22 protein-coding genes are annotated in these 23,619 nt (G+C 62.0%); 17 read left to right on the top strand and 5 right to left on the bottom strand.

Annotation, left to right across the window (positions count from 1 at the left end; all coding sequences use genetic code 11):
- Positions 1–136: 136 nt before the first annotated feature.
- Positions 137–400, bottom strand: a complete 264-nt coding sequence (locus BLT55_RS11500) for a LuxR family transcriptional regulator (RefSeq protein ID WP_055000816.1) — start codon at positions 398–400, stop codon at positions 137–139.
- 253 nt (positions 401–653) lie between these two features.
- Here BLT55_RS11500 and kdpF point away from each other — a divergent pair, with 253 nt between their 5' ends.
- From kdpF to BLT55_RS11435, 12 genes are all read left to right on the top strand, one after another.
- Positions 654–749 (top strand): K(+)-transporting ATPase subunit F, encoded by a 96-nt coding sequence (gene kdpF / locus BLT55_RS11495; RefSeq protein WP_020357697.1) that lies wholly within the window; start codon positions 654–656, stop codon positions 747–749.
- Between the two features lie 2 nt (positions 750–751).
- On the top strand, positions 752–2,446 hold the full coding sequence (gene kdpA, locus BLT55_RS11490; protein ID WP_055000817.1) for a potassium-transporting ATPase subunit KdpA: 1,695 nt from the start codon (positions 752–754) through the stop codon (positions 2,444–2,446).
- A gap of 10 nt (positions 2,447–2,456) precedes the next feature.
- A complete protein-coding gene (kdpB, locus tag BLT55_RS11485; protein WP_055000818.1) occupies positions 2,457–4,535 on the top strand; it encodes a potassium-transporting ATPase subunit KdpB in 2,079 nt (692 codons plus the stop codon).
- Between the two features lie 54 nt (positions 4,536–4,589).
- A complete protein-coding gene (kdpC, locus tag BLT55_RS11480) occupies positions 4,590–5,162 on the top strand; it encodes a potassium-transporting ATPase subunit KdpC (protein ID WP_055000820.1) in 573 nt (190 codons plus the stop codon).
- A gap of 66 nt (positions 5,163–5,228) precedes the next feature.
- Positions 5,229–7,892 (top strand): sensor histidine kinase, encoded by a 2,664-nt coding sequence (locus BLT55_RS11475; protein WP_055000821.1) that lies wholly within the window; start codon positions 5,229–5,231, stop codon positions 7,890–7,892.
- Positions 7,889–8,581: a response regulator gene (locus BLT55_RS11470; protein WP_055000819.1), complete on the top strand. Its 693-nt coding sequence runs from the start codon at positions 7,889–7,891 to the stop codon at positions 8,579–8,581. The genes BLT55_RS11475 and BLT55_RS11470 overlap by 4 nt, the downstream gene beginning before the upstream one ends.
- 106 nt (positions 8,582–8,687) lie before the next feature.
- Positions 8,688–8,966, top strand: coding sequence for a hypothetical protein (locus BLT55_RS11465; RefSeq protein ID WP_054087194.1), 279 nt, complete (start codon positions 8,688–8,690; stop codon positions 8,964–8,966).
- A 611-nt stretch (positions 8,967–9,577) separates the two neighbouring features.
- A complete protein-coding gene (locus BLT55_RS11455) occupies positions 9,578–10,495 on the top strand; it encodes an AAA family ATPase (protein ID WP_007249961.1) in 918 nt (305 codons plus the stop codon).
- Positions 10,465–11,448: a DUF58 domain-containing protein gene (locus BLT55_RS11450; protein ID WP_074800428.1), complete on the top strand. Its 984-nt coding sequence runs from the start codon at positions 10,465–10,467 to the stop codon at positions 11,446–11,448. The genes BLT55_RS11455 and BLT55_RS11450 overlap by 31 nt, the downstream gene beginning before the upstream one ends.
- A complete protein-coding gene (locus BLT55_RS11445; RefSeq protein WP_074800425.1) occupies positions 11,445–13,448 on the top strand; it encodes a transglutaminase TgpA family protein in 2,004 nt (667 codons plus the stop codon). The genes BLT55_RS11450 and BLT55_RS11445 overlap by 4 nt, the downstream gene beginning before the upstream one ends.
- 24 nt (positions 13,449–13,472) lie before the next feature.
- Positions 13,473–14,249, top strand: a complete 777-nt coding sequence (locus tag BLT55_RS11440) for a CHAD domain-containing protein (RefSeq protein WP_074800422.1) — start codon at positions 13,473–13,475, stop codon at positions 14,247–14,249.
- A 130-nt stretch (positions 14,250–14,379) separates the two neighbouring features.
- Complete coding sequence (locus BLT55_RS11435; RefSeq protein ID WP_055001378.1) at positions 14,380–15,177, top strand: acyl-CoA thioesterase; 798 nt, start codon at positions 14,380–14,382, stop codon at positions 15,175–15,177.
- A gap of 6 nt (positions 15,178–15,183) precedes the next feature.
- Here BLT55_RS11435 and BLT55_RS11430 read toward each other — a convergent pair whose 3' ends face one another.
- Positions 15,184–15,411 (bottom strand): hypothetical protein, encoded by a 228-nt coding sequence (locus BLT55_RS11430; RefSeq protein ID WP_055001379.1) that lies wholly within the window; start codon positions 15,409–15,411, stop codon positions 15,184–15,186.
- A gap of 165 nt (positions 15,412–15,576) precedes the next feature.
- Entirely contained in the window at positions 15,577–16,398 is an 822-nt protein-coding gene (locus BLT55_RS11425; protein ID WP_074800419.1) for a TatD family hydrolase, read from the bottom strand.
- Between the two features lie 180 nt (positions 16,399–16,578).
- On the opposite strand from BLT55_RS11425, the gene BLT55_RS11420 reads away from it, so the two are divergent.
- The 5 genes from BLT55_RS11420 (at position 16,579) to greB (ending at position 20,143) form a co-directional block, all read left to right on the top strand.
- Entirely contained in the window at positions 16,579–18,000 is a 1,422-nt protein-coding gene (locus tag BLT55_RS11420; protein ID WP_054999057.1) for an MltF family protein, read from the top strand.
- 106 nt (positions 18,001–18,106) lie between these two features.
- The gene (locus tag BLT55_RS11415; RefSeq protein ID WP_054999058.1) at positions 18,107–18,541 is read left to right on the top strand and encodes a DoxX family protein; all 435 of its coding nucleotides are present in this window, start codon (positions 18,107–18,109) and stop codon (positions 18,539–18,541) included.
- A gap of 343 nt (positions 18,542–18,884) precedes the next feature.
- Positions 18,885–19,193, top strand: a complete 309-nt coding sequence (locus BLT55_RS11405; protein WP_054999059.1) for a hypothetical protein — start codon at positions 18,885–18,887, stop codon at positions 19,191–19,193.
- A 104-nt stretch (positions 19,194–19,297) separates the two neighbouring features.
- On the top strand, positions 19,298–19,627 hold the full coding sequence (locus tag BLT55_RS11400) for a hypothetical protein (protein ID WP_007249951.1): 330 nt from the start codon (positions 19,298–19,300) through the stop codon (positions 19,625–19,627).
- Positions 19,628–19,672: 45 nt separating this feature from the next.
- Positions 19,673–20,143 carry a transcription elongation factor GreB gene (gene greB / locus BLT55_RS11395; protein WP_055000337.1) on the top strand — a complete coding sequence of 157 codons (471 nt, stop codon included), beginning with the start codon at positions 19,673–19,675 and terminating at the stop codon, positions 20,141–20,143.
- A 271-nt stretch (positions 20,144–20,414) separates the two neighbouring features.
- Here the strand turns inward: greB and BLT55_RS11390 are convergent, their stop codons facing one another.
- Both BLT55_RS11390 and BLT55_RS11385 read right to left on the bottom strand, forming a co-directional pair.
- Positions 20,415–22,931, bottom strand: a complete 2,517-nt coding sequence (locus BLT55_RS11390; protein WP_054999128.1) for an ABC transporter permease — start codon at positions 22,929–22,931, stop codon at positions 20,415–20,417.
- Positions 22,931–23,614, bottom strand: a complete 684-nt coding sequence (locus tag BLT55_RS11385; protein WP_007249948.1) for an ABC transporter ATP-binding protein — start codon at positions 23,612–23,614, stop codon at positions 22,931–22,933. The genes BLT55_RS11390 and BLT55_RS11385 overlap by 1 nt, the downstream gene beginning before the upstream one ends.
- Positions 23,615–23,619: the final 5 nt, after the last annotated feature.

Raw genomic sequence — 23,619 nt, 5'->3', positions numbered from 1 at the left:
GCGCAAGTTTTTTGTGCCCTCTTGCGCATCCCGCGACCGAAAAGATCGCTGACTGCCAGCACAAGCGAATACATTAGTTTCCTTCTATTGTGTTCGCGATAGGTCAATGAGCTTTCTGGGGTATTCAAGAAATTAATCACTCCACCAAAATCCCCCCCTGCCTGATCGCCATCACCAGCGCCGCCCTCAACGACGTCACCCCGAACTTCCTGCGGATGTTGCTGGTGTGAAAGTGAACCGTTGCCTCCGAACACTCCTGGATGCGTGATATCTCCCACGCCGTTTTACCGATTGCCACCCATTCCAGGATCTGTCGTTCCTTGACGGTCAACTGGACAACGGGTGGCGTGGCCGGGGAGGGCGGTGTGGCGCCGCACTTTTTTCCCTTGTCGTGAAGCATGGTGAAGTCCTTCCTTGAAGATTGCCGCACCACGATACCCCCGAGAGCCTCCCCGCGAACCTGACATAAATGACAGCGCTGAATGCTGTGTACGCGTTGCGCCGTATGGCTTGTAGCGCTTCTTTACAGCTTCTTTACAGCTTCTTTACGCCCCGGCCAGTCTGTCGATCTCGCGTCTTTACACCCTGCCTGCGGACAATCCCCCCACGCGGCCTGCGCCGTATCCGGTTGTTGCCTGATGGGGAAAATTTCAATGAGCGTTATGGATAGTATCTCTCTGCTGATGGGAGTCGGGCTGTTCATCTATCTGCTGGTGGCGCTGTTGCGCGCCGACCAGAGTCAGGAGTGATCATGCACAGTTACGATTATCTGTTGATCCTGGCCTTTCTGGTCCTGCTGCTGGCGCCTGCGCCGTGGCTGGGGCGTTTCTTTTATCGGGTCATGGAGGGCGAGCGCACCTTGCTCAGCCCGGTGCTGGGGCCGGTGGAGCGGGCCTGCTACCGGATTTCCGGCATAGACCCCAAAACAGAGCAATCCTGGAAGCAATACGCGTGGGCCTTGCTGGCGTTCAACCTGGCGGGCTTTGCCGTGTTGTTCGCCATCTTGATGCTGCAAGGTGCGTTGCCCCTCAACCCGCAGCAATTGCCGGGCATGGAGTGGTCGCTGGCTTTCAACACCGCGATGAGTTTCGTCACCAACACCAACTGGCAGGCCTACAGCGGCGAAGCGTCGCTCAGCTACCTGAGCCAGATGGTCGGCCTGACCGTGCAGAATTTTGTCAGCGCCGCCACCGGCCTCGCCGTACTGGTCGCGTTGTGTCGCGGTATCAGTCGTCGCTCTTCGCACAGCCTGGGTAATTTCTGGGCCGACATGACCCGCGCCACGCTTTACGCTCTGCTGCCGATAAGCCTCGTGCTGGCAGTGTTTCTGGTCTGGCAGGGCGTGCCACAGAACTTTGGTCACTACATCGACGCGCTGACCCTGCAAGGCGCTGACCAGAGCTTGCCGATGGGCCCTGCGGCCAGCCAGATATCGATCAAGCAGTTGGGCACCAATGGCGGCGGTTTCTTCGGCGTCAACTCGGCGCATCCGTTCGAGAACCCGACGGCGTGGAGCAACCTGTTCGAACTGGTGTCGATCCTGCTGATCCCGGCAGCGCTGGTGTTCACTTTTGGCCACTACGTCAAGGACATGCGCCAGAGCCGCGCCATTCTCGGCTGCATGCTGGCCTTGCTGTTGATCGGCGGCGCGGTCTCGCTGTGGGCCGAGTACCAGCCCAACCCGACGCTGAACATTGCCGGTGTCGAGCAGACCGCACCGCTCGAAGGCAAGGAAACCCGCTTCGGCACCACCGGCACGGTGCTGTGGTCAGTCGCTACCACTGCGGCCTCCAACGGCTCGGTCAACGGCATGCACGACAGCCTCAACTCGCTGACCGGCATGGTCGCGCTGGTCAACATGATGGTCGGCGAAGTGATCTTCGGCGGCGTCGGTGTCGGCCTCAACGGCATGCTGCTCAACGTGCTGATCGCTGTGTTCCTCGCAGGTCTGATGATTGGCCGTACCCCGGAATACCTGGGCAAGAAGCTTCAGGCCCAGGAAGTGCGGCTGCTGGTCGCCACCCTGCTGGTGATGCCGGTCGGCGTGCTGGTGCTGGGCGCGATTGCCGCCAGCCTGCCAGGCCCGGCCGGTGCCATCAGTAACCCCGGCCCGCACGGTTTCAGTCAGTTGCTCTACGCCTACACCTCGGCCACGGCCAACAACGGCTCGGCGTTCGGCGGTTTCAGTGCCAACACGGTGTTCCACAACCTGATGCTCAGCCTGGCGATCTTTATCGGCCGCTTCGGTTACATCCTGCCGGTGCTGGCACTGGCTGGCAGCCTGGCGATGAAGAAGACCGCGCCGCAAGGCCAGAACAGCTTCCCGACCCACGGTCTGCTGTTCGTCACCTTGCTGACCGTCACGATTCTGCTGGTGGGCGGCTTGACCTTCCTGCCGACCCTGGCACTTGGGCCGATTGCCGAACACCTGAGCCTGGGTTTCTGAGGAACCGATCATGAACTTACCTATTGATGCTGCAAAAAGTGCTGCTGCGAAACCCACCGAACCGCAGGTAAACGAGTCAGCCAAGACCGGAATTGCCGCCCTGTGGCGCCCGGCGCTGGTGCAGGCGTTCGTCAAGCTCGACCCGCGCCAGCTCAAGCGTTCGCCGGTCATGCTCGTGGTAGAACTGACCGCCATCCTGACCACCGTGCTGTGTGTCATCCCCGACCCACAAGTGCCGACCTCGGTCTGCGTGCAGATCGCGCTGTGGCTGTGGTTTACCGTGCTGTTCGCCAACTTTGCCGAAGCACTGGCCGAAGGCCGTGGCAAGGCACGCGCTGACAGCCTCAAGGCCGGTAGCGAAGGGCTCAAGGCGCGTATCCGTGATGAGAACGGCAGCCTGCGCACGATCAATGCCAGCGAGTTGCGCAAGGGTGATGTAGTGCGCGTCGAAATCGGGGAAATGATTCCCGGTGACGGCGAAGTCATCGAAGGTATTGCAGCTGTCAACGAAGCCGCGATTACCGGTGAATCCGCGCCGGTGATTCGCGAGTCCGGCGGCGACCGCTCGGCGGTGACCGGCAACACCCGGCTGGTGTCCGACTGGCTGCTGATCCGCATCAGCAGCAACCCCGGCGAATCGACACTGGACCGCATGATCGCACTGGTCGAAGGCGCCAAACGCCAGAAGACCCCCAACGAGGTGGCGCTGGACATCCTGCTGATCGGCCTGACGCTGATCTTCCTTCTGGTGGTCATCACCTTGCAACCGTTCGCCCATTTTGCCGGGGGCAGCCTGCCGCTGGTGTTTCTGGTGGCGCTGCTGGTGACGCTGATCCCGACCACCATCGGCGGCCTGCTGTCGGCCATCGGCATCGCCGGTATGGACCGTCTGGTGCGCCTCAACGTGATCGCCAAGTCCGGTCGTGCCGTGGAGGCCGCAGGCGATGTGCATGTGCTGCTGCTGGACAAGACCGGCACCATCACGTTCGGTAACCGCCGTTGCGCTGCCGTCTACGCGGCACCTGGCGTGCCCCCCAAAGAACTTGGCGAGGGCGCGTTGCTGGCGTCGCTGGCCGACGATACGGCGGAAGGCAAATCCATCGTCGAGTTCTTGCGCGAGCAGCACCCGATGAACGAACCGACCCTGGGTTCGGTGACGGCCGTACCGTTCAGCGCTGATACACGTCTGTCCGGCGTGGACTATCAGGGCCATGTGTACCGCAAGGGCGCAGTGGATTCGCTGCTGGCGTTCATCAACATGCAACGCAGCGAGCTGCCGCCGGCACTGGCGCGCGAAGTCGACAAGATCGCCAAGACCGGTGGCACGCCGTTGCTGGTGTGTGCCAATGGCCGGCTGCTGGGCGCGATTCACCTCAAGGACGTGGTCAAGTCGGGCATTCGCGAGCGTTTTGAAGAGCTGCGCAAGCTGGGCATTCGGACCGTGATGGTCACCGGCGATAACCCGCTGACCGCCGCGGCGATTGCGGCCGAAGCGGGTGTTGATGATGTGCTGGCAGAAGCCACACCGGAGAAGAAGCTGGAGCGCATTCGTCAGGAACAGGGTGAAGGGCGGCTGGTGGCGATGTGCGGCGACGGTGCCAACGATGCGCCTGCGCTGGCCCAGGCGGACGTCGGCATGGCGATGAACGACGGCACCCAGGCGGCGCGCGAGGCGGCCAACATGGTCGACCTCGACAGCGACCCCACCAAGTTGCTGGACGTAGTGCAGATCGGCAAGCAATTGCTGGTCACGCGCGGGGCGCTGACCACGTTCTCCATCGCTAACGACGTGGCTAAATACTTCGCCGTCTTGCCCGCCCTGTTCGCGGCCATTTACCCGCAACTCGGTGTGCTCAACATCATGCACCTGGCCAGCCCGCAGAGCGCGATTCTCTCGGCCATCGTGTTCAACGCGCTGATCATCGTCGTGCTGATCCCGCTGGCCCTGCGTGGCGTGCGTGTGCAGGCCGCCAGCGCGGCGCATCTGCTGCGTCGTAACCTGTTGATCTATGGCCTGGGCGGCATCGTGGTGCCGTTTATCGGTATCAAGCTGATCGACATGCTGCTGGTCGGTCTCGGCCTTGTGTGAAGCCAGTGCTGCATGCCGGTCGGCGTGCAGCCTTACCTGATTGAGGATGTGCAGATGTCCAGTGTATTGCGTCCGGCCCTGAGCCTGATTGTGTTGATGAGCCTGATAACCGGCGTGGCGTATCCGCTGCTGGTCACCGGCGTGGCGCAGGTCGCGTTTCCCACGCAGGCCAATGGCAGCCTGCTGTATGACGAGGCGGGCAAGGTGCGCGGCTCGACCTTGATCGCCCAGTCGTTCAGCGGCGATGAGTGGTTCCAGTCGCGCCCCTCGGCGGGCGCGTTTGCCACCGTGGCCAGTGGCGCAAGCAACTTCGCACCGAGCAATCCGGCGCTGGCGACCCGCGTCACGGAGGATGTCGCCAGGTTGGCGAATGCCGCGCAAGGGCCCGTGCCACTGGCCTTGCTGACCACGTCCGGCAGCGGTCTGGACCCACATTTGTCGCCTGAAGCCATTGCCTGGCAGGCCAGTCGCGTGGCGGCGGCCCGGCAGTTGCCGCTGGATAAAGTGCAGGCGCTGATCGACGCCAACACCCGGCGTCCACTGATCGGCCCACCGGTGGTCAACGTGTTGACCTTGAATATGAGCCTGAATCAGTTACCTTCTGCACCGCGCAACGCGCAGTTGTAACAAATTGCGCCGTGCCTGCAATCGCTTAACTAAGCTGTCAGTAATAAAGAGAGGGTGGTAACCAACTTGAGTGATTCCGGTCGAGCTGACGCATTGTTGGCCCAGTTGCCCCGCGAAGGGCGCGGGCGGCTGAAAGTTTTTCTCGGCGCTGCGCCTGGCGTCGGCAAGACCTACGCCATGCTCCAGGCAGCCCATGCGCAATTGCGCCAGGGTGTAAAGGTGCTGGCGGGCGTGGTGGAAACCCATGGCCGCGCAGAAACCGAGGCGTTGCTCAACGGCCTGCCGCAACAGCCCTTGCTGCGCACCGAATACCGCGGCATGACCCTCGAAGAAATGGACCTCGATGCGCTGCTCAAAGCGGCGCCGAGCCTGGTGCTGGTCGACGAACTGGCGCACACCAATGCGCCCGGCAGCCGCCACACCAAACGCTGGCAGGACATTCAGGAGCTGCTCGCTGCCGGTATCGACGTCTACACCACGGTCAACGTCCAGCATCTGGAAAGCCTCAACGATCAGGTGCGCGGCATCACCGGCGTGCAGGTGCGTGAAACCCTGCCGGACTGGGTGTTGCAGGAGGCCTTCGACCTGGTGTTGATCGACCTGCCGCCGCGCGAATTGCTGGAGCGCCTGCGCGACGGCAAGGTCTACGTGCCGGAGCAGGCGCGGGCGGCCATCGACGCGTTCTTCACCCAGACCAACCTCACCGCACTGCGCGAAATGGCCATGCAGACCGCGGCGGCGCAGGTCGACAACGACTTGGCGCAAGGCTATCGACAGTTGGGCCAGGCGGCACCGGCGGTGCGCGGACGCATGTTGGTGGGCATCGATGGCGACATGCATGCCGAGCGTCTGGTGCGCCACGCCAGCCGGGTGGCCCAGCGTCGTCATCTGCCGTGGAGCGCGGTGCATGTGGATGACGGGCAGACGCTGGACGAACAGTCGCGCGCGCGTTTGCAGAACGCTCAGCAACTGGCCGAGCGACTGGGCGGCGAAGCCGTGTCGCTGCGTGCCGGAGAGGTTGCCAGAACGCTGGTGCAACATGCCATCGAGCGGCGTGCCAGCGTGGTGCTGGTCGGTCAGTCGCGCCGGCACTGGCGGCGTCGGTTGTTTGGTGGCGGCGTGGCGGCACGTTTGCTGCGCGAAGGGCACGGGCTGGAAATCTCGGTGCTCGACGACAGCGAAGAACTGCCCGATCAGCCGCCGCGTGCGCGTCCGGCGCGCGAAGTGGTGTGGTTCGATTACGGCCTGGCCTTTGCGGCCACGCTGATCGCCAGCCTGGTGGCCTGGGGAGTGTCGGGGGTGCTGGCGTTGCCCAATATTTCCCTGATCTTTCTCGCCGCAGTGCTGCTGGTTGCGGTGCGCAGCAGCATGGGGCCGGCGCTGGCGTGTGCCGGGCTGTCGTTTCTGGCCTATGACTTTCTGTTCATCCCGCCGAGTTTTTCCCTGAATATCCAGCGTGAAGAAGACGTGCTGACGCTGTTGTTCTTCCTGCTGATGTCGGCGCTGACCGGCAAGCTGGCGGCGCGCCAACGCAGGCAGTTGCAGGCACTGCGCGATACCCAGGAGCAGACCAGCGAGCTGCTCGACCTGTCGCGCAAGCTGACCGCCGCCACGGACCGCAAGGCGGTACTCAACGCCGCCGAACAGCATTTTTCCGGCTGGAAGGAGCTGTACCTGTGCCTGGTGGATCGCGATGCGCAGAGCGGCCTGGTGGTCGAAACCGGCGGGCCACTGGTTTTTTCGGAAGCCGAACGGGCAGCGGCTGACTGGGCGTGGCAGCATGATCAGCCAGCTGGCAGTGGCACCGGCACCTTGCCGTCGGGTCGCTGGTGGTGGTGGCCGATCACGGCGGAAGAAGGACCGTTGGCGTTGCTCGGCGTCAGTGCGCGAGAAGGTCAGTCGTTCACTGCGCAGCATCGACGTCTGCTGGCCGCGCTGACGCAACCGCTGGCGCAGGCGCTGGCCCGTGCGCAACTGGCGCAAGAGCTTGAGGCGGCGCGTCTGCACGGCGAAACCGAGCAACTGCGCAGCGCCTTGCTGGCCTCGGTGTCCCATGATCTGCGCACCCCGCTGACCTCGATGCGCGGCAGTATCGACAGCCTGCTGGCGCTGGGCGAAGCCATTCCGCTGGAGGATCGCCGCGAGCTGCTGGAAGGCACTCGTGACGAGGCCGAGCGCCTGGACCGCTATATCCAGAACCTGCTGGACATGACGCGCCTGGGGCACGGCGCGCTGAAACTGGCGCGCGATTGGGTGTCGCCAGCCGATATCGTCGGCAGCGCGCTGAACCGCCTGCGGGCGGTGCTGACGCCGTTGCAGGTCAGCACGCAGGTTACTGGCGAGTTGCCGTTACTGTACGTCCACGCCGCGTTGATCGAGCAGGCGCTGGTCAACGTGCTGGAGAACGCGGCCCGGTTTTCACCTCTCGGCGGTCGCCTGCAAGTGGCAGCGGGCGTGGTCGACAGCGAGCTGTTCTTTTCGGTCAGTGACGAAGGGCCAGGCATTCCCGAGGATGAGCGGGCGAAGATTTTCGACATGTTTTACACCGCCGCACGCGGTGATCGCGGCGGCCAGGGCACCGGGCTTGGGCTGGCGATCTGTCAGGGCATGATCGGCGCGCATGGCGGTCGGCTCTCGGTCGAGGAAGGCATCGACGGGCTGGGGACACGTATCACCTTGTTTCTGCCGTTGCAGGCACAGCCGGATGCTGAAATGGAGGAGCCCGCTTGAGTCAGACGGCAACCATTCTGGTGATCGACGACGAGCCGCAGATTCGCAAGTTCCTGCGCATCAGCCTTGTCTCGCAGGGTTACAAGGTACTGGAGGCTGCAACCGGGGCCGAGGGGCTGACTCAGGCGGCGTTGAACAAGCCGGACTTGCTGGTCCTCGACCTCGGCCTGCCAGACATGGACGGCCAGCAGGTGCTGAGCGAGTTTCGCGAATGGTCGGCGGTGCCGGTGCTGGTCCTTTCGGTGCGCGCCAGCGAAGCGCAGAAGGTCCAGGCGCTGGACGCCGGGGCCAATGATTACGTGACCAAGCCGTTTGGTATTCAGGAATTTCTGGCGAGGATTCGGGCTTTGCTCAGGCAGGTGTCGGGCAGCGACAAGCCCGAATCGGCGTTGCGCTTCGGCCCGTTGATCGTGGACCTCGCCTACCGTCGTGTGCTGCTCGATGAGCAGGAGGTGGCGCTGACCCGCAAGGAATACGCGGTGCTGGCGCAACTGGCGCGGCATCCGGGGCGGGTCATCACCCAGCAGCAACTGCTCAAGGATATCTGGGGGCCGACGCATACCGAAGACAGCCACTACCTGCGCATTGTGGTCGGGCATTTGCGCCAGAAACTGGGCGATGACCCGACCGCGCCGAGGTTCATCATCACCGAGCCAGGGATCGGCTATCGATTACTTGCCGACAGTTGATGACACGAAGATGAAAAGGACGGTTTCGGCGCCGGGGGCACGGCACTTTTGCCAAGGCAGATCGTCAAAGCCGCACACTTCCTATTTATGCTTGAGGTAACACCCCATGAAAGCCCTGATCTGTCTGCCATTGCTGGTCCTGGTTCTTGCAGGTTGTGCCGGCAAGACCGGGTATCGCGACAGCTGCGCCACCCAACTGGACGCCGCCTGGCACGAACTGGACCTGGCCAAGGCTGAAGGCTTCGCCGGAACCGTCAGCTACTCCAAAGCCCTGTCGCTGCTGACCGGCGCCAAGACCCAGCAACAGTTCGAAGCTTTTGAAGGCTGCACCGAAAAAGCCGAAAAAGCCCGCTTTTACATCCGCGAATCCCGCGCTGGCCGCTGATAGCTGATAGCTGAGCCTGCACCGCGTCGCAACGGCATGGCGACGCGGAGCGTCGCACGATAGTTGATAATCAGAGGGCTTTTTACAGCGATATCACTGGCGACGCAGAGTGCGACGTAAGTGACAGCTGAGGCCTGGCGCTGATCCGGGGGATGCGAGGCAGGACGCCGAGCAAGCCGCATTCGGGCCATGGATGGCCGGTTGCGGCGGCCCCCGGATCAGCGTCAGGACGAAGGAACCCGACGAAGTCGGGCCGGAAACGGAGCCAGGGGGGGTGCCTACTTTGGCCTCATCAAAGTAGGTCGCCGAGGGGCGAAAAGGTGCCTTGAATCGTAAACACATCCAACTGACATCGAAGAACTGCTGTGCGACGCTCCACGTCACAGACCTGCGCCGCACACTCAAGATCGGACGCGGAGCGTCCAGAACGGCATGCGACGCGGAGCGTCGCACGACAGTTGCAATCGTTCAGCACGCCTGCGTCACTGACCCGCCTGACATCAAATCCCTACCGACTCTAGCGAAACGGCCTACGCTCACCGTAGAGTGTTCAGACGTTTTGCATCGCTTGCAGTCCCGCAGTCATGCAGCAGTTTCGGAAGGGGCTTTCGATGGGTAGAAAACTCGATGCGTGCCTGAGCGCCATCAATGAAGTGATTCTGGGCAAGGAAGCGCAGGTGCGGCTGGCCATGACCTGCCTGATTGGCGGCGGGCATCTGCTGATCGAGGACTTGCCGGGGATGGGCAAAACCACCCTCAGTCACGCGTTGGCGAAGATTCTTGGCCTGAGTTATCAGCGTATCCAGTTCACGTCCGATCTGTTGCCCGGCGACATTCTCGGCACCTCGGTGTTCGACCGTGACAGCGGGCAATTCACCTTTCATCCGGGGCCGATCTTCGCCGAACTGGTGCTCGCCGATGAAATCAATCGCGCCACCCCGAAAAGCCAGAGCGCATTGCTGGAGGCCATGGAAGAGGGCCAAGTGTCCATCGAAGGTGCGACCCGTCTGCTGCCTGATCCTTTCTTCGTGATTGCGACCCAGAACCCGTTCAGTTCCGGCGGCACCTTCGCGTTGCCCGAGTCACAGCTCGACCGCTTCCTGATGCGCATTTCCATGGGTTATCCGGCCAGAGCCGCAGAAAAGGCCCTGCTGCTCGGTGAGTCGCGTCGCGAACTGTTGCCGCGCCTGCAACCGATTCTGGATCACGCACTGCTCGGGCAATTGCAGGCCGAGGCACGTCAGGTGCGGGCCAGTGACGCGCTGGTCGATTACGTGCTGCGGCTGGCGGACGCAACGCGCAGCCAGCCGCAGTTTGCCTATGGGCTGTCACCCAGAGCGAGCCTGGCGATTCTGGCGGCGGCGCGTGCCTGGGCCATGTTGCTGGGCCGCGATTACGTGATTCCCGAGGACGTGCAGGCGGTGCTGCCCTCGGTGGTCGGCCACCGGTTGCGCGAGCGCAGCGATCCGACCGGGCATGGTGGCGGGGCGCTGGTGCAATGGCTGTTGCGCGAGGTGCCGGTACTTTGATCCAGTCGTTCAGACCGCTCTGGCAACGCTGGCTGGCCAAACGCATCCCGCCAGCGTCGCGGATTGCGCTCGACCACCGGCGCATTTTCATCATGCCGACGCGCACCGGCATGATGTTCGTGCTGGTGTTGCTGCTCATGCTGCTGGTCGCCATCAATTACCAGAACAGCCTGGCTTACGGGCTGACCTTTCTGATGATGTCGGTGGGCGTACTGGCCATCCTGCACACCTACCGCAACATCAGCGGCCTGATCCTCAGTGCCAGTGTGGCGCGTTCGGTGTTCGTTGGCGAACCGGTGCAGCTGCGTCTGCGTCTGGAAAGCGCCGGGCAGGCGCATAATGCCTTGGGTCTGGGCTGGACCGCGGCCGCGCTGCAAACGGGCGATGTTTTGCCGCGTGGGCTGACGGACGTGGAACTGACCCTGCCCGCCGAAAAGCGCGGCTGGCTGCACGCCCCCCGCTTACGTATCGAAAGTGCCTTCCCGCTGGGCATCTTCCGCGCCTGGAGCTGGCTGGATTTAGAGCAGAGCGCCCTGATCTATCCCCGGCCATTGGCCGGAGCCATGCCGTTGCTCAAGGGCGTGCAGCCTCACGCTGAAGATGACGGGCAGGCGACCCGGGGCGCTGGCGTCGATGATTACCAGGGGTTGCGCGCTTATCAGCCGGGTGACAACCGCGGCCGTCTGCACTGGAAAGCCTATTCCCGTGGTCAGGGTCTGCTGGTCAAGGATTTCACTGACCTGAGCGGCCATGACCTGTGCCTGGATTTCATGGCCCTGGGCGGCGACATCGAAGAACGACTCTCGCGCCTGTGTTACTGGGTATTGGAACTGTCGCAACGACGTCAACCCTTTGCCTTGCGGCTGCCGGGTTTTCTGTCGTCGGTGGACAGCGGCGACGCGCACCGCGAAGCTTGCCTGCGCGCGCTGGCCCTGTACGGTCAGCGCTCGTGAGTAGCAAGGTCGTGGTCAGCGCGCCGATTCCGCGTGTCAGCCTCACTTGGCTGCTGCTCGCTCAGGCGCTGGTGGTGTTGCCGTTCGCGCTGCATGTGCCGGTCTCGATCATGATGCTGTGGCTGGGCTGCACACTCTGGCGCCTGCAAGTGTTCCGCATGCGTGCCCGTTTGCCGGGCAACTGGGTCAAGGCCGGCTTGCTGGTAAGCACCGCCGCTGGCGTTTATCTGGCGCGTGGCAGCCTGGTCGGGCTGGATGCCGGGGCTGCGCTGCTGGTAGCCGCCTTCGTTCTGAAAATGCTGGAAATGAACAACCGTCGGGATGCACGGGTGCTGATCTTTCTCGGTTTCTTTTGCGTCGCCGTCGGCTACCTGTTCGAAGACAACCTGTTATGGGCGCTGTTCAGCCTGTTGCCCATCGCTGCATTGCTGGCAGCGCTGATCGGGCTGCAACAGTCGGACCTGGCCAGCAAATCATCAGACACGCTCAAACTGGCCTTCAAGCTGATGGCGCAGGCCGTGCCGCTGATGCTGCTGTTGTTTCTGTTCTTTCCGCGCCTGGACCCGCTCTGGTCGTTGCCACAGCCGAGCAACAAAGGCGTTACCGGTCTATCCGACAACATGGCCCCCGGCGACATGGCCGAGCTGAGCAAGTCGCCAGCGCTGGTGTTTCGGGCCAGTTTCGAGGGACTGATACCGGCCCGCAATCAACTGTACTGGCGCGGCCTGACCCTTGAGCAGTTCGACGGCCGTCGCTGGTCGCAGTCTGCACGGGCGCAGACGGTGCAGATCCCGCAATGGCAAAAGCGTGGCGATCCGCTGGCCTACAGCATCGTCATGGAGGCGAGCGGGCGGCCTTGGCTGCCGAGCCTCGACGTCGCTGAAACCCAGCTGCCGGACGTGCGCCAGATGAGTGATTTTCGCTTGCAGCGCAGGCGGCCGGTCGAGCAATCGCTGTTGTATGCCGTGCAGTCCTGGCCGCAAAGCATTCGTGATCCTCAACCCGGCGAGCAGATCCAGCGTCAGGACCTGCAACTGCCCGTAAAGGGTAACCCGCAGGCCCGACAATGGGCCGATGAACTGCGTCGGCGTTATTCCACACCGCAAGACCTGGTCGCCGGCATGCTCGCTTATTTCAGCGACCAGCCCTTTCACTACACGCTCAAGCCGACCACGCTGGGCAATGACAGCATCGATGAGTTTCTGTTTGTCAGCCGTCAGGGTTTCTGCGCCCACTATGCCGGGGCCATGACCTTCGTATTGCGCGCCGCAGGGATTCCGGCGCGGGTGGTGGCCGGGTATCAGGGCGGCGAACTCAACCCCGACGGGCAGTACCTGACCGTACGTCAATTTGACGCTCACGCCTGGGTCGAATACTGGCAGCCGGGAATCGGCTGGCGCAGTGTCGACCCGACCGCTGCCGTGGCACCGCAACGTATCGAGCAAGGGCTGGAGCAGGCACTGGCGGCAGACGAGGCCTTTTTGCAGGACTCACCCCTTTCAGCGCTGCGCTATCGCAATGTGGCCTGGATCAACACGCTGCGCCTGAGCTGGGACAACCTCAACTACGGCTGGCAACGCTGGGTCCTGGGCTATCAGGGACAACAGCAGTTACAAATTCTCGGACGCTGGTTTTCCGGGTTTCAGGCGCCTGTTTTCGTGACCGGCATCGTGCTTTCACTGGGCCTGGTCGCCTTATGGCTGTTCAAGCCCTGGTTGCGCGAAAGCGATTCGCAGTTGCGACTGTTCAACGCCTTTGAACGCTTGCTGGCCCGGCATGGTCTGCGTCGTATGCCGGGTGAAGGTGCGGATGCGTTCTGCAAGCGTGCAGTGCTGTATTTTCCGCAGTATGCCGAAGCGATCAGCGCCTTTGTCCGGGAGTTTCAGGCACAGCGTTACGCTGGACGGCTGACGTCGCCCGGCCGTCTGCGGAGTGCATTGCGCGTACTGCGTCGGCGTCTGCCATGGAGGTTATCGGCTGTCAGGGACAGGCATTCATGAATGGTTTTGTCGAAGGGGAATTGCATGTCGTCAATGGTCGATCATCTGGTCGCTGAAGTGCTGTCACTGGATGTCAAATTGCTTGCCTGTCAGGCGCGCCTTGCGGCGTCAACCGACAGCGAAGCGCTGCGTGATTTGCGAACCACGGTGCGCCGCCTGCGCAGTGTGTTGAGGCCGTTGCGCGAGATTTCCGGGGCGGCGCAACTGGAAGACGCGGCCAAGGCCGTCGGCCAGGTGACCACGCCGCTGCGTGACATGCAGGTGCTTGCTGCGCTGCTGGAGCAGAAAAGTGTGGAGAACGCGAGCCTGCACGAGGCCGCACTCAAGCGTAATCAGTATTTGAGCAGCGCTTGCCCCAAGGTCGCGACCTCTCCCGAACTGAATCGCTTGCTGACCCTGCTCGACCAGTTCCCGACCATGCTTCGCGTGCAGCAGCGTCAGGGCATGCTGAGTGGCCTGCGCAAAACCATCGAAAAGCGCATGGACAAGCAATGGCAAAAACTGCGCGTTGCCATCGCCGAACCGGGTCATGATCGACACGACCTGCGTCTGCTGATCAAGCGCGTACGCTACGCCGCCGAGGCCTACCCGGAACTCAGTCATCAACCAAAAAACATGCAGGCGCGCCTTAAATCTGCACAAGGCGAACTGGGCGACTGGCATGACCATTTGCAATGGCTGGCGCAAGCGGAAGTAGAGGCCGATCTGGCACCGTGCGTTGCCGGTTGGCAGGTCGGCATTGTGCGCGCAGAACGCAAAGCCGAGGCGTCGCTCAAGCGACTGGCCAAGGCCTGCTTCTGAGCCGACAGAATCTCGAAGTTTTTCACTGAAAGGCGTCATTCAGGCCGCAATAATGGCCGTTATGGTGCATGCACTCGAGTAAGAGGATGGTTATCATCCATTCATTGGTGTTCAAGCCGTTGGAGTAACCATGACCTTTTCCGAACTGATCGATGCGGGCCGTGACCATCCGCGCTCTGTGACCATTCCTGCTGAATGGTCACAGGGGCGAGCCTGTTTTGGCGGGCTGATGGCTGCGCTGACGTATGAAGCAATGCGTGCCCAGGTGCCGGAAGGGCGGCCGGTGCGTTCGCTGGCCATTACCTTCGTCGGACCGGCAGCGCCCGGCGTGCCGATTGCGTTCGAGGTCGAGGTTTTGCGCCATGGCAAGGCGGTCAGTCAGGTAGTGGGGCGCGCCGTGCAGAATGGCGAGGTCATGACCCTGATTCAGGGCAGTTTCGGTGCGCCTCGGGAGTCGGTGATCGCTGTCGCTGCAGAACCTGCGCCAGACCTCAAGCCCGTCGAGGACTGCCCGGAACTGCCGTTTGTCAGCGGCGTGATGCCTGACTATTTGCGTTTCATGGACATTCGCTGGGCGCTGGGCGGTATGCCGTTCAGTAATACCCGGTCACCGGCTATTGGTGGCTACGTGCGGTTGCGCGATGAGCAACACGCCAGACCGATGAGCGAAGCGCACATTCTGGCATTGGTCGACACCTGGCCACCTGCGGTATTACCGCACTTGGACACCCCGGCACCCGGCAGTTCGCTGACCTGGACCATCGAGTTCGTTCAGCCGCAGCCTGCGCTCGATACTCTGCAATGGTGCAGCTATCGTGCGGTCATCGAGCACGCCCGCGATGGCTATGGCCATACCGCCGCCGCACTGTGGAGCCCGCATGGCGAGCTGATCGCGATCAGTCGGCAGACGGTCACCGTGTTTGGTTGATGTGTCTCACTGGTCCGCTGTGATACGCGGAATCACCAGCGCTGCGACGACCCCGATCACGCCAATGGCGGTCGACGAAAGGCTTTCAGAGAACAGCCCGTTGAGGATCAGCAGGGTTGCCAGAATAAACAGGGGCACCGCGATCAGATACAGGGTCAGGCTGACGGATTGATCTTCACGGTCGGCATTTTCGGGCCATTTGTTCAATTGCAGGTCGGGACGTGGCTTGTGCATACAGCTTTCCTCTTCATTCAGGGCATTCAGTGGCTTCCTTCCTTGTGCCGTTGTGGTGACTGAAGAGTAAGCCCGAGCCTGAGTACCCGCGAGGCAAGCCTTTCTATCGGCTCGATAGCCCGCCAGATGCCAAGACCTTCATGGCCGGGTGCAGAAAACGATCCTTCAAGACCCCGCTGGCTGGTCCAGCGTCGGCAACGCGAAAAACGCTCGGGCGCAGGCGGTGCTGTGCCGCGCCAGATCATCCTCACTTTCGCCACGGTGCAAGGCCACTTCGCGCAACACTTCCGGTAAGTAAGCGGGTTCGTTACGACCGTTTTTCGGCTTGGGACGCAAGCTGCGCGGCAGAAGATAGGGTGCGTCGCTTTCCAGCATCAGCCGGCCGCGAGGGATATTGCCCACCAGCGGGTGCAGGTGGGTGCCGCGTCGTTCGTCGCAGATCCAGCCGGTAATACCGATGTGCAGGTCCAGGTCGAGGTAGCTGAACAGCGCGGTGCGTTCGCCGGTGAAACAGTGCACCACCGCGGCGGGCAAACGATCACGGTAGTCGCGCAGGATCTCCAGCAGGCGCTGGTTGGCGTCCCGCTCGTGCAGAAATACCGGCAAGTGCAGTTCTACCGCCATGGCCAGATGCGCTTCCAGCACCTTTTCCTGCTGTGGGCGAGGCGAGAAGTCGCGGTTGAAATCCAGCCCGCATTCACCCACCGCGCGAACGCGATTTTCCTTGAGCAGGGCATGCAACTGTTGCTCGGTGTCACCGGTCCAACCGCTCGCCGAGTGCGGATGGATGCCCGCTGTGCAGAACAGCCGTTGCGCGCTTTCATCAAGCTCGTGGCACAACTGCAAGGCCTGTTCGCTGCCCTCGACGCTGGTGCCGGTCACCACCAGTTGTGCGACGCCTGCAGCGTAGGCGCGGTCGAGTACCGCCTGTCGCTGCGAGGCAAAGCTTGCGTTGGTCAGATTGACGCCGATGTCGATGAGTTGCATGGTGCTACCTCCAGCTGCAGGCTGCCGAGCATACCAGAGCGGCGGCCACAATAAGAAAAGGCTGAGTATTCAAGCGATTGAGCCAGAAGGCTCGACGATTTCCTCGCTGTTCGACGCTGCTGCGTGACCTCAAGATTTCCTTTTTCCTGTTTCTTTCCGGCATTTGCCCCGGGGAAGTGAATGATCCGATCCACGCTTGTGTCTTTCATCTGTCTGCTGTCACTGTCACCGCTGCACGCGGCTGCTCGCCAGGCCGGTCCCGAGGCTGTGCAGCACGCCACGCAGGCGCGTGATCTGGCGGCGATTCGCAGCAGCAAAGTGCTGCGCGTGCTGGTCAACCAGAGCCGCAACAGCTCCGGCGACGTCAAAGGCCAGGAAATCGGCGTCGAGTATCACCGTTTGCAGGCGTTCGAGCAGTACCTGAACAGCCATGCCCGCGACGGGCAGAAAGTGACCTTCAAGATCATCCCCAAAGTCAAGAATCAGTTGCTGACGGCGTTACAGCGCGGCGAGGGTGATCTGATCGCGCCCGGTGAGTTGCTCGATGCCAGGGCCGCCAAAGGCATTCAGGCCAGGGCGCCGATCATTCATGATGTGCCGCTGGTGCTGGTCGGCGTGCGCGGTCACCGCAGCCTGCGACGTTTCGATCAGTTGTCCGGGCGCACCTTGAGCCTGCCTACCGGCAGCGCCGCCGACGAAGCGCTGCATCAGGTCAATCGGCAACTGGAACTGCGCAAGCTGGCGCCGGTGAAAATCGACTGGGTTGACCCGAGCCTGGCAGTCGAAGACGTGCTGGAAATGGTCCAGGCCGGAATTTACCCGATGACCCTGGTCGAGCAACCCATTGCCGAGCGCTGGGCGAAGGTCATGCCCAGGCTGCGAATTGACCGTGGCCTGACCTTGCAGACTCAGGGCGACGTCAGTTGGTTCGTCAGTGACAAGGCGCCCGTGCTGCGCGCTAGCGCCGATGATTTTCTCAAGGGTTACAAGCCGTCGGCGCAGCAGGATCTGGCGTTCGAGAAGGCTTACAAGAACACCTACCAAGTCAACAATCCGCTGGTACGCAACAATCTGCAACGCCTTGAACAACTGCGCCCCATGCTGCAACGCCATGCCGATGCGCAGGGCATGGACTGGCTGGACCTTGCCGCGCTGGCGTTCAAGGAGTCGAAACTCGACCCGTCGGCCAAGGGCAGCGGCGGCGCTACCGGGTTGCTGCAGATTACCCCGTCGGCGGCGAAACGTGTCGGTGTAGCGAGTATCCAGAGCGCCGACGACAACGTTCGTGCCGGCTCGCGGTACATGGCGCTGATCCAGCGCAAATACTTCGCCAGCAAAAAAGTCAACGAGCGTGAGCGAATGGCGTTCGTCATGGCAGCCTACAATCTCGGGCCGGAACGCGTACAAGGCATGCGCGAAGAAGCACGGCGGCGCGGGCTCAATCCCGATCAGTGGTTCTTTCAGACCGAACGAGTGGCCATGGAGCAGGGTGGTGCCAACGTTGTCGCTTTTGTGAACAGCGTGAACAAATACTATCTGGCGTTTGATCGCGAGCGTGATGCGCTGGAAAAGCAGGGCCCGAAAAAACCGCTTATGCGCTAATGATCGAATATGTTGATGCGAATAGGCGGTTATTTGGAATTTTTACATGAGGAAATTTGATTATGATGGCGGCACTCCCACTTAATTCGTCATGGAACGTCGCCTCATGAACACAATGATCAAGTCACTTCTCACCACGCGCGCCGGTTATGGCCTGACTGTTCTGCGCGTCATTGTCGGTATCGCATTCGTCGCCCACGGCAGTCAAAAACTGTTCGGAGCGTTTGGCGGTTATGGTCTGGAAGGCACCGCGCAGTACATGGAAAGCCTCGGCCTGACACCGGGCTATCTGATGGCGTTGATGTCTGGCAGCGCCGAATTCTTCGGCGGCCTTGGCTTGCTGCTCGGGCTGCTGGCGCGTCCGGCCGCAGTGGTGGTGATCCTGCTGTTGCTGGTAGCGATCTTCACGGTGCATATCCATAACGGTTTTTTCATGGCCAACAACGGCTATGAATATGCATTGGCGTTACTCGGCGGTGCGCTGGCGGTCCTTATCGAAGGCGCCGGCAAGCTGTCGCTGGATCGCGCCATCGCCCGATAACCGTCTACGCTTCACGCACAAGGCCCGCTACCCTGCGGGCCTTGTGCGTGAAGGCGCCGGCATGGATGACAATTGACAATGAATGGGACGTTTCTCTAGGTATCCTCTGAAAAAGCCCATTTTTTTGGAGAGGAACCGGGCTGGAGCGCCTGTATTTACTGGCTTCGACTTTTGAAGAAAAGGCTTTTTCAGACCTTCCCTAGGATGCGAGCTCAAGCGCCGATTTAACAACTACTTGCGGGGCGCCTGGCAGGGCTGAAACCTTGTCGAAATACCGCTAAAACGTTGGTTCGGTGTTGCCTCTCACCGCTGCCCAGCGAAGCTTCTGAGGCAGAGAAAAACCATGAACAACCTGCGCCCCCTCATTCGTCTTTCCCCGATCAGCACGGTCTTGTCCCGCAAGAACCCGAAAATCCTGCTCAGCGGTGCTCACCAGCCCACGTTGCTGCGCTATCTGGACGGCTGGCCTCGCCGACGCGGCGGCTCCTGTGCGTTTCTGATCCAGTTTGTCGATCCCCATCAGTCATTGAGCCATTTTGCCAACGATCAGTTTGACCTCGCCGTGGTGCAGTCACCACAAGCGGGTGATGTCGATCAGGTCATTCGCGACCTGACCCGCATTGCCCGTCAGGGGCTGATCACGCTGGGTTGACCCCCACGCGACATAACGTTGTAGTAGAAGGCACAGTGCTGGCCCCCGGCGTTCCATCCGGCAGGCAAAATCGCCGCCTTATCAAAGGATTAGGTGGTGATCGCATGCGTTTGGTTTATTGTGCTCTGGCTTGCCTGACGCTCTCGGGGCTGGCTTTTTCCGCGCAGGCCAGAAACGCCACGGAAAACGAGCGTTACCTGTGCCGCTGGGGCTCGACCATTGCAGGTGGTGCGCAGGCTTCCAAACTGTCGGGGGTCACTCGCTATGGGGCGCGGCAGAAGCTTCAGGCGCGCAAATTCGCCAAGCAGTGGATGCGCCCGATGGCCTTGCGCATCACCGAGCAGACGTACGACAGCGAATCGCGCCTGAAGCCGGACGCGGTCAGCAAGGTGTACTACGAAGGCTGCATCCAGCATGAGGTCGCGCGTCGATAACCCTTGATGCTGTTGCATTGATTTTTGCAGGGTCGGAGAAATGTCTTGAGTACAAAGATCATCACCAGGGACGGGCATGAGGCCCTGAAGAAAGAACTCGACTACCTGTGGCGAGAGCACCGGCCTGACATCACCCAGAAGGTCGCCTGGGCGGCCTCGCTGGGTGATCGTAGCGAGAACGCTGATTACCAGTACAACAAAAAACTGCTGCGCGAGATCGACCGCCGCGTACGTTACCTGCGCAAGCGGCTCGAAGACATGCGCGTGGTCAGCTATTCGCCGGAGCAAGAAGGGCGGGTGTTTTTCGGGGCCTGGGTCGAAATCGAAAACGAGGCGGGTGATCTGAAAAAGTTTCGGATTGTCGGATACGACGAGATATACGGCCGCAACGACTACATCTCCATCGATTCGCCCATGGCTCGCGCCTTGTTGAAGAAAGAAGTCGGCGACGAAGTGCTGGTCAACACACCGGAGGGCGAGAAACTCTGGTTCGTGAACTCGATTGTTTATGAATAGTAAACCTTGAACGCAGCGGATTTGCCGCGATACAGGAGAGGACCGGGCGACGCTTCGCTTGTCCGTGATTTCTCGGTTTTTGTAGGAGCGGACTTGTCCGCGAAGAGGATGGTACATCCGCAAAAAATTTGTTGCTCCCACCATAGCCTTCGCGGACAAGTCCGCTCCCACACAAGCTAAGTGTCGCCCGGTTGTTCCCACGCCCTCCGGGCAGAAGCCCCGTATTTCTGACTCTTGAGGCGTTGTGCATGACGCTGAGCAGATTCTAGCCTCAACCCTCGCGGAGCACGGTCAGCGGGCTGACGTTCAGCGCGCGGCGGGTGCCGAATACGCCGGCGCCACCGACCAGCAACGCGCCGATCACCGGCAGCAGCAACAGCCACGGGTGGGGCTGCCAGTCGAGTGAAAATGCATAGCGATACAGCACGAAGCTCACCAGCTCGCAGCCCAGTGCCGCCAGCACGCCGCTGGCGGCGCCCAGCAAACCGAACTCGATACGCCGCGACTTGATCAGCAGTGCTCGCTCGGCACCCAGCGCACGCAGCAGCGCGCCTTGCCGGATGCGCTCGTCCAGCGTTGCCTGCAATCCCGAAAACAGTACGGCGATGCCCGCCGCCAGCACGAACAGCAGCACGAACTGCACCGCCAGGGTGACCTGATCGAGAATGCTGCGTACCTGCGCCAGCAAGGCTTCGACGCCCAGAATGCTGATCGATGGATAGGCGCGCGACAGTTCGACGATCTGCTTGTCCTGGCCAGGAGGCAGATAGAAGCTGGTCAAATAAGTGGTGGGCAGGTCGGCCAATGTGCCGGGCTGGAAGATCATGAAGAAGTTGGGCTGGAAGGTGTCCCAGTTCACCGTCCTCAGGCTGGTGACCACCGCGTCACGTGTCAGGCCGCCGACAATGAAACTCAGACGATCACCTACGTGGATGTTCAGACTCTCTGCCAGCTTGGTCTCAATCGACACACCGGGCGTTGCTTCGCTCTGACCGGAGGCGGGCAGGTCTTTCCACCAGTTGCCAGCGGTCAAGGCGTTGCCCTCGGGCAAGTCAGCCGCCCAGGTCAGGCTCAGGTCACGGCGCGTTGCATTTTCGCCGCGCGAGTCCTTGGTGACAAAGTTGCTCACCGGTTCGCCATTGATGCTGGTCAAACGTCCCGGCACCACTGGATAGAGCGGCGCAGCGTGAGGGGAAAGCTTGCTCAGGGTCTGGGCGAAGTTGTCTTTGTCGGCAGGCAACACATTGAGCACGAAATAATTCGGTGCGTCCTTGGGCAACTGGTTCTGCCAGGTGTCGAGCAATTCGCCACGCAGCAGCGCGATCAGGCCCATCGATAGCAGGATCAGGCCGAGGGCCAGTGACTGACCGGCGGCGGCCAGCGGATAACGCAGCAGTTGCCCAAGACCCAGCCGCCATGGCAGCGACGCCCCGGCCAGCAGGCGGCGCAAGCTGTTGAGCACCAGCAATAACAGGCTGCCCAATACCAGCGCCGCCACAATGCCGCCGCCCAGCAGAGCAAACGTGAGGACCAGGTCCAGGCTCAGCCGCCACATGATCAGACCGAGCGCCATTAGCGCTGCGCCATACACCAGCCATGAACTGGCGGGGATCGGCAGCATGTCGCGGCGCAACACGCGCAACGGCGGTACGCGGCCCAGAGCAGCCAGTGGCGGCAGGGCAAAACCGGCCAGCGCCACCAGCCCGGTGCCCATGCCTGCCATCGCCGGCACCAGCCCGCCCGCTGGCACAGTGGCCGGAAGCAGGTTTTGCAGCAGGGCGAACAGCCCGAGTTGTGCAAGCCAGCCCAGCAATGCGCCGCTGAGGCTGGCGAGCAGGCCGATGATTGCCAATTGCAGGCTGAACAGTGCCATGGTCTCGCCACGCGACAGGCCCAGGCAGCGAAGCAGGGCGCTGGCATCGAAGCGTCGCGCGGCAAAGCGCGACGCCGAGAGCGCCACGGCCACGCCGACCAGCAGCACAGCCACCAGACTGGCCATGTTCAGGTAACGCTCGGCCTTGCCCAGCGCACCGCCAATCTGCTGGCTGCCGTCGCGGGCGTCCTTGATTTCCTGATGCGGTTCAAGGCCCGGCTGGATGGCCTTGCGGTAAGCGGCCAGCGCTTCGGGCGGGCCACTCCACATTTCCCGGTAGGTGACCCGGCTGCCAGGCTGAACCACACCGGTGGCGGCCAGGTCTTGCAGATTGATCATCACCCTGGGCGTCAGGCTATAGAAATTGCCGGCCCGGTCCGGCTCATAAGTCAGAATGCGGGTCAGTTTCAGGGTTTTGGAGCCGACATCGATGTCGTCGCCCACCTTCAGGTCGACCGCCGGAAGCAGCCGTGCCTCGGCCCAGGCTTCGCCGGGTTTCGGGCCACTGCCAGCCTGCTCGGGCTGGTACAGGTCGGGGGCGCTTTTCAGTTCACCGCGCAACGGGTAAACGTCATCCACCGCCTTGATGCTCGACAGCTGGATACCGGCGTCGGTAGCGATCACGCTGGAAAACACCACAATCTGCGCGTGCTTGAGTTGTAACTGTTTACCTTCCTCGACTTGCTCGGCACGCGCCGGGCTCGAACCTTCGAGAATCAGATCAGCGCCCAGGAACTCGGTCGCCCGCAACAGCATCGCGCCATTCAGGCGCGCACCGAAGTAACCGATGGCGGTGCTGGCGGCCACGGCGACCAGCAGGGCAAAAAACAAGACCCGCAATTCTCCGGCGCGGGCATCGCGCAGCAATTGACGGGCCGCAAGGCTCAGCAGTCGGGTAAAAGGCAAACGTGCCATCAAGGCTCCAGCGGGGCGACCAGACGGCCCCCTTCGAGACGGATCAGACGGCGACAGCGATGGGCCAGACGCTCATCGTGGGTCACCAGCACCAGCGTGGTATTGCGCTCTTTGTTCAGCTCGAACAGCAGGTCGCTGATACGCTCGCCGGTGTGACTGTCGAGGTTACCGGTGGGTTCGTCGGCAAACAGCACGTCCGGGTCGGCCGCAAAGGCGCGGGCAATCGCAACCCGTTGCTGCTCGCCACCGGACAATTGCCGTGGCGTATGGGTCAGGCGTTGGCCAAGCCCGACTCGTTCCAGCAGGTTGCGGGCTTTTTCACGGGCGTCCTTGCGGCCTTCCAGCTCCATCGGCAGCATGACGTTTTCCAGCGCGTTCAGGCTGTCGAGCAACTGGAACGACTGAAAGACAAAACCGACGTGCTCGGCGCGGACTCTGGCGCGCTGGTCTTCGTCCAGTTCGCTGAGGTTGCGGCCCGAGAGAATCACCGAGCCGGCACTGGGCAGGTCCAGCCCGGCGAGCAGGCCGAGCAGGGTGGATTTGCCCGAACCGGAGGCGCCGACGATTGCCAGCGTGTCGCCCTTGTTTAGTTCCAGGGAGAGTTCGTGCAGGATAGTCAGGTCACCTTCGGTGCTGGGGACCACTTTGCTGAGGCTTTGGGCACTGAGAATACTTTCACTCATGGAGA

It is taken from the genome of Pseudomonas cannabina (assembly GCF_900100365.1).
GTDB lineage: Bacteria > Pseudomonadota > Gammaproteobacteria > Pseudomonadales > Pseudomonadaceae > Aquipseudomonas > Aquipseudomonas cannabina.
This window is presented reverse-complemented; position numbering and strand designations above follow the sequence as displayed.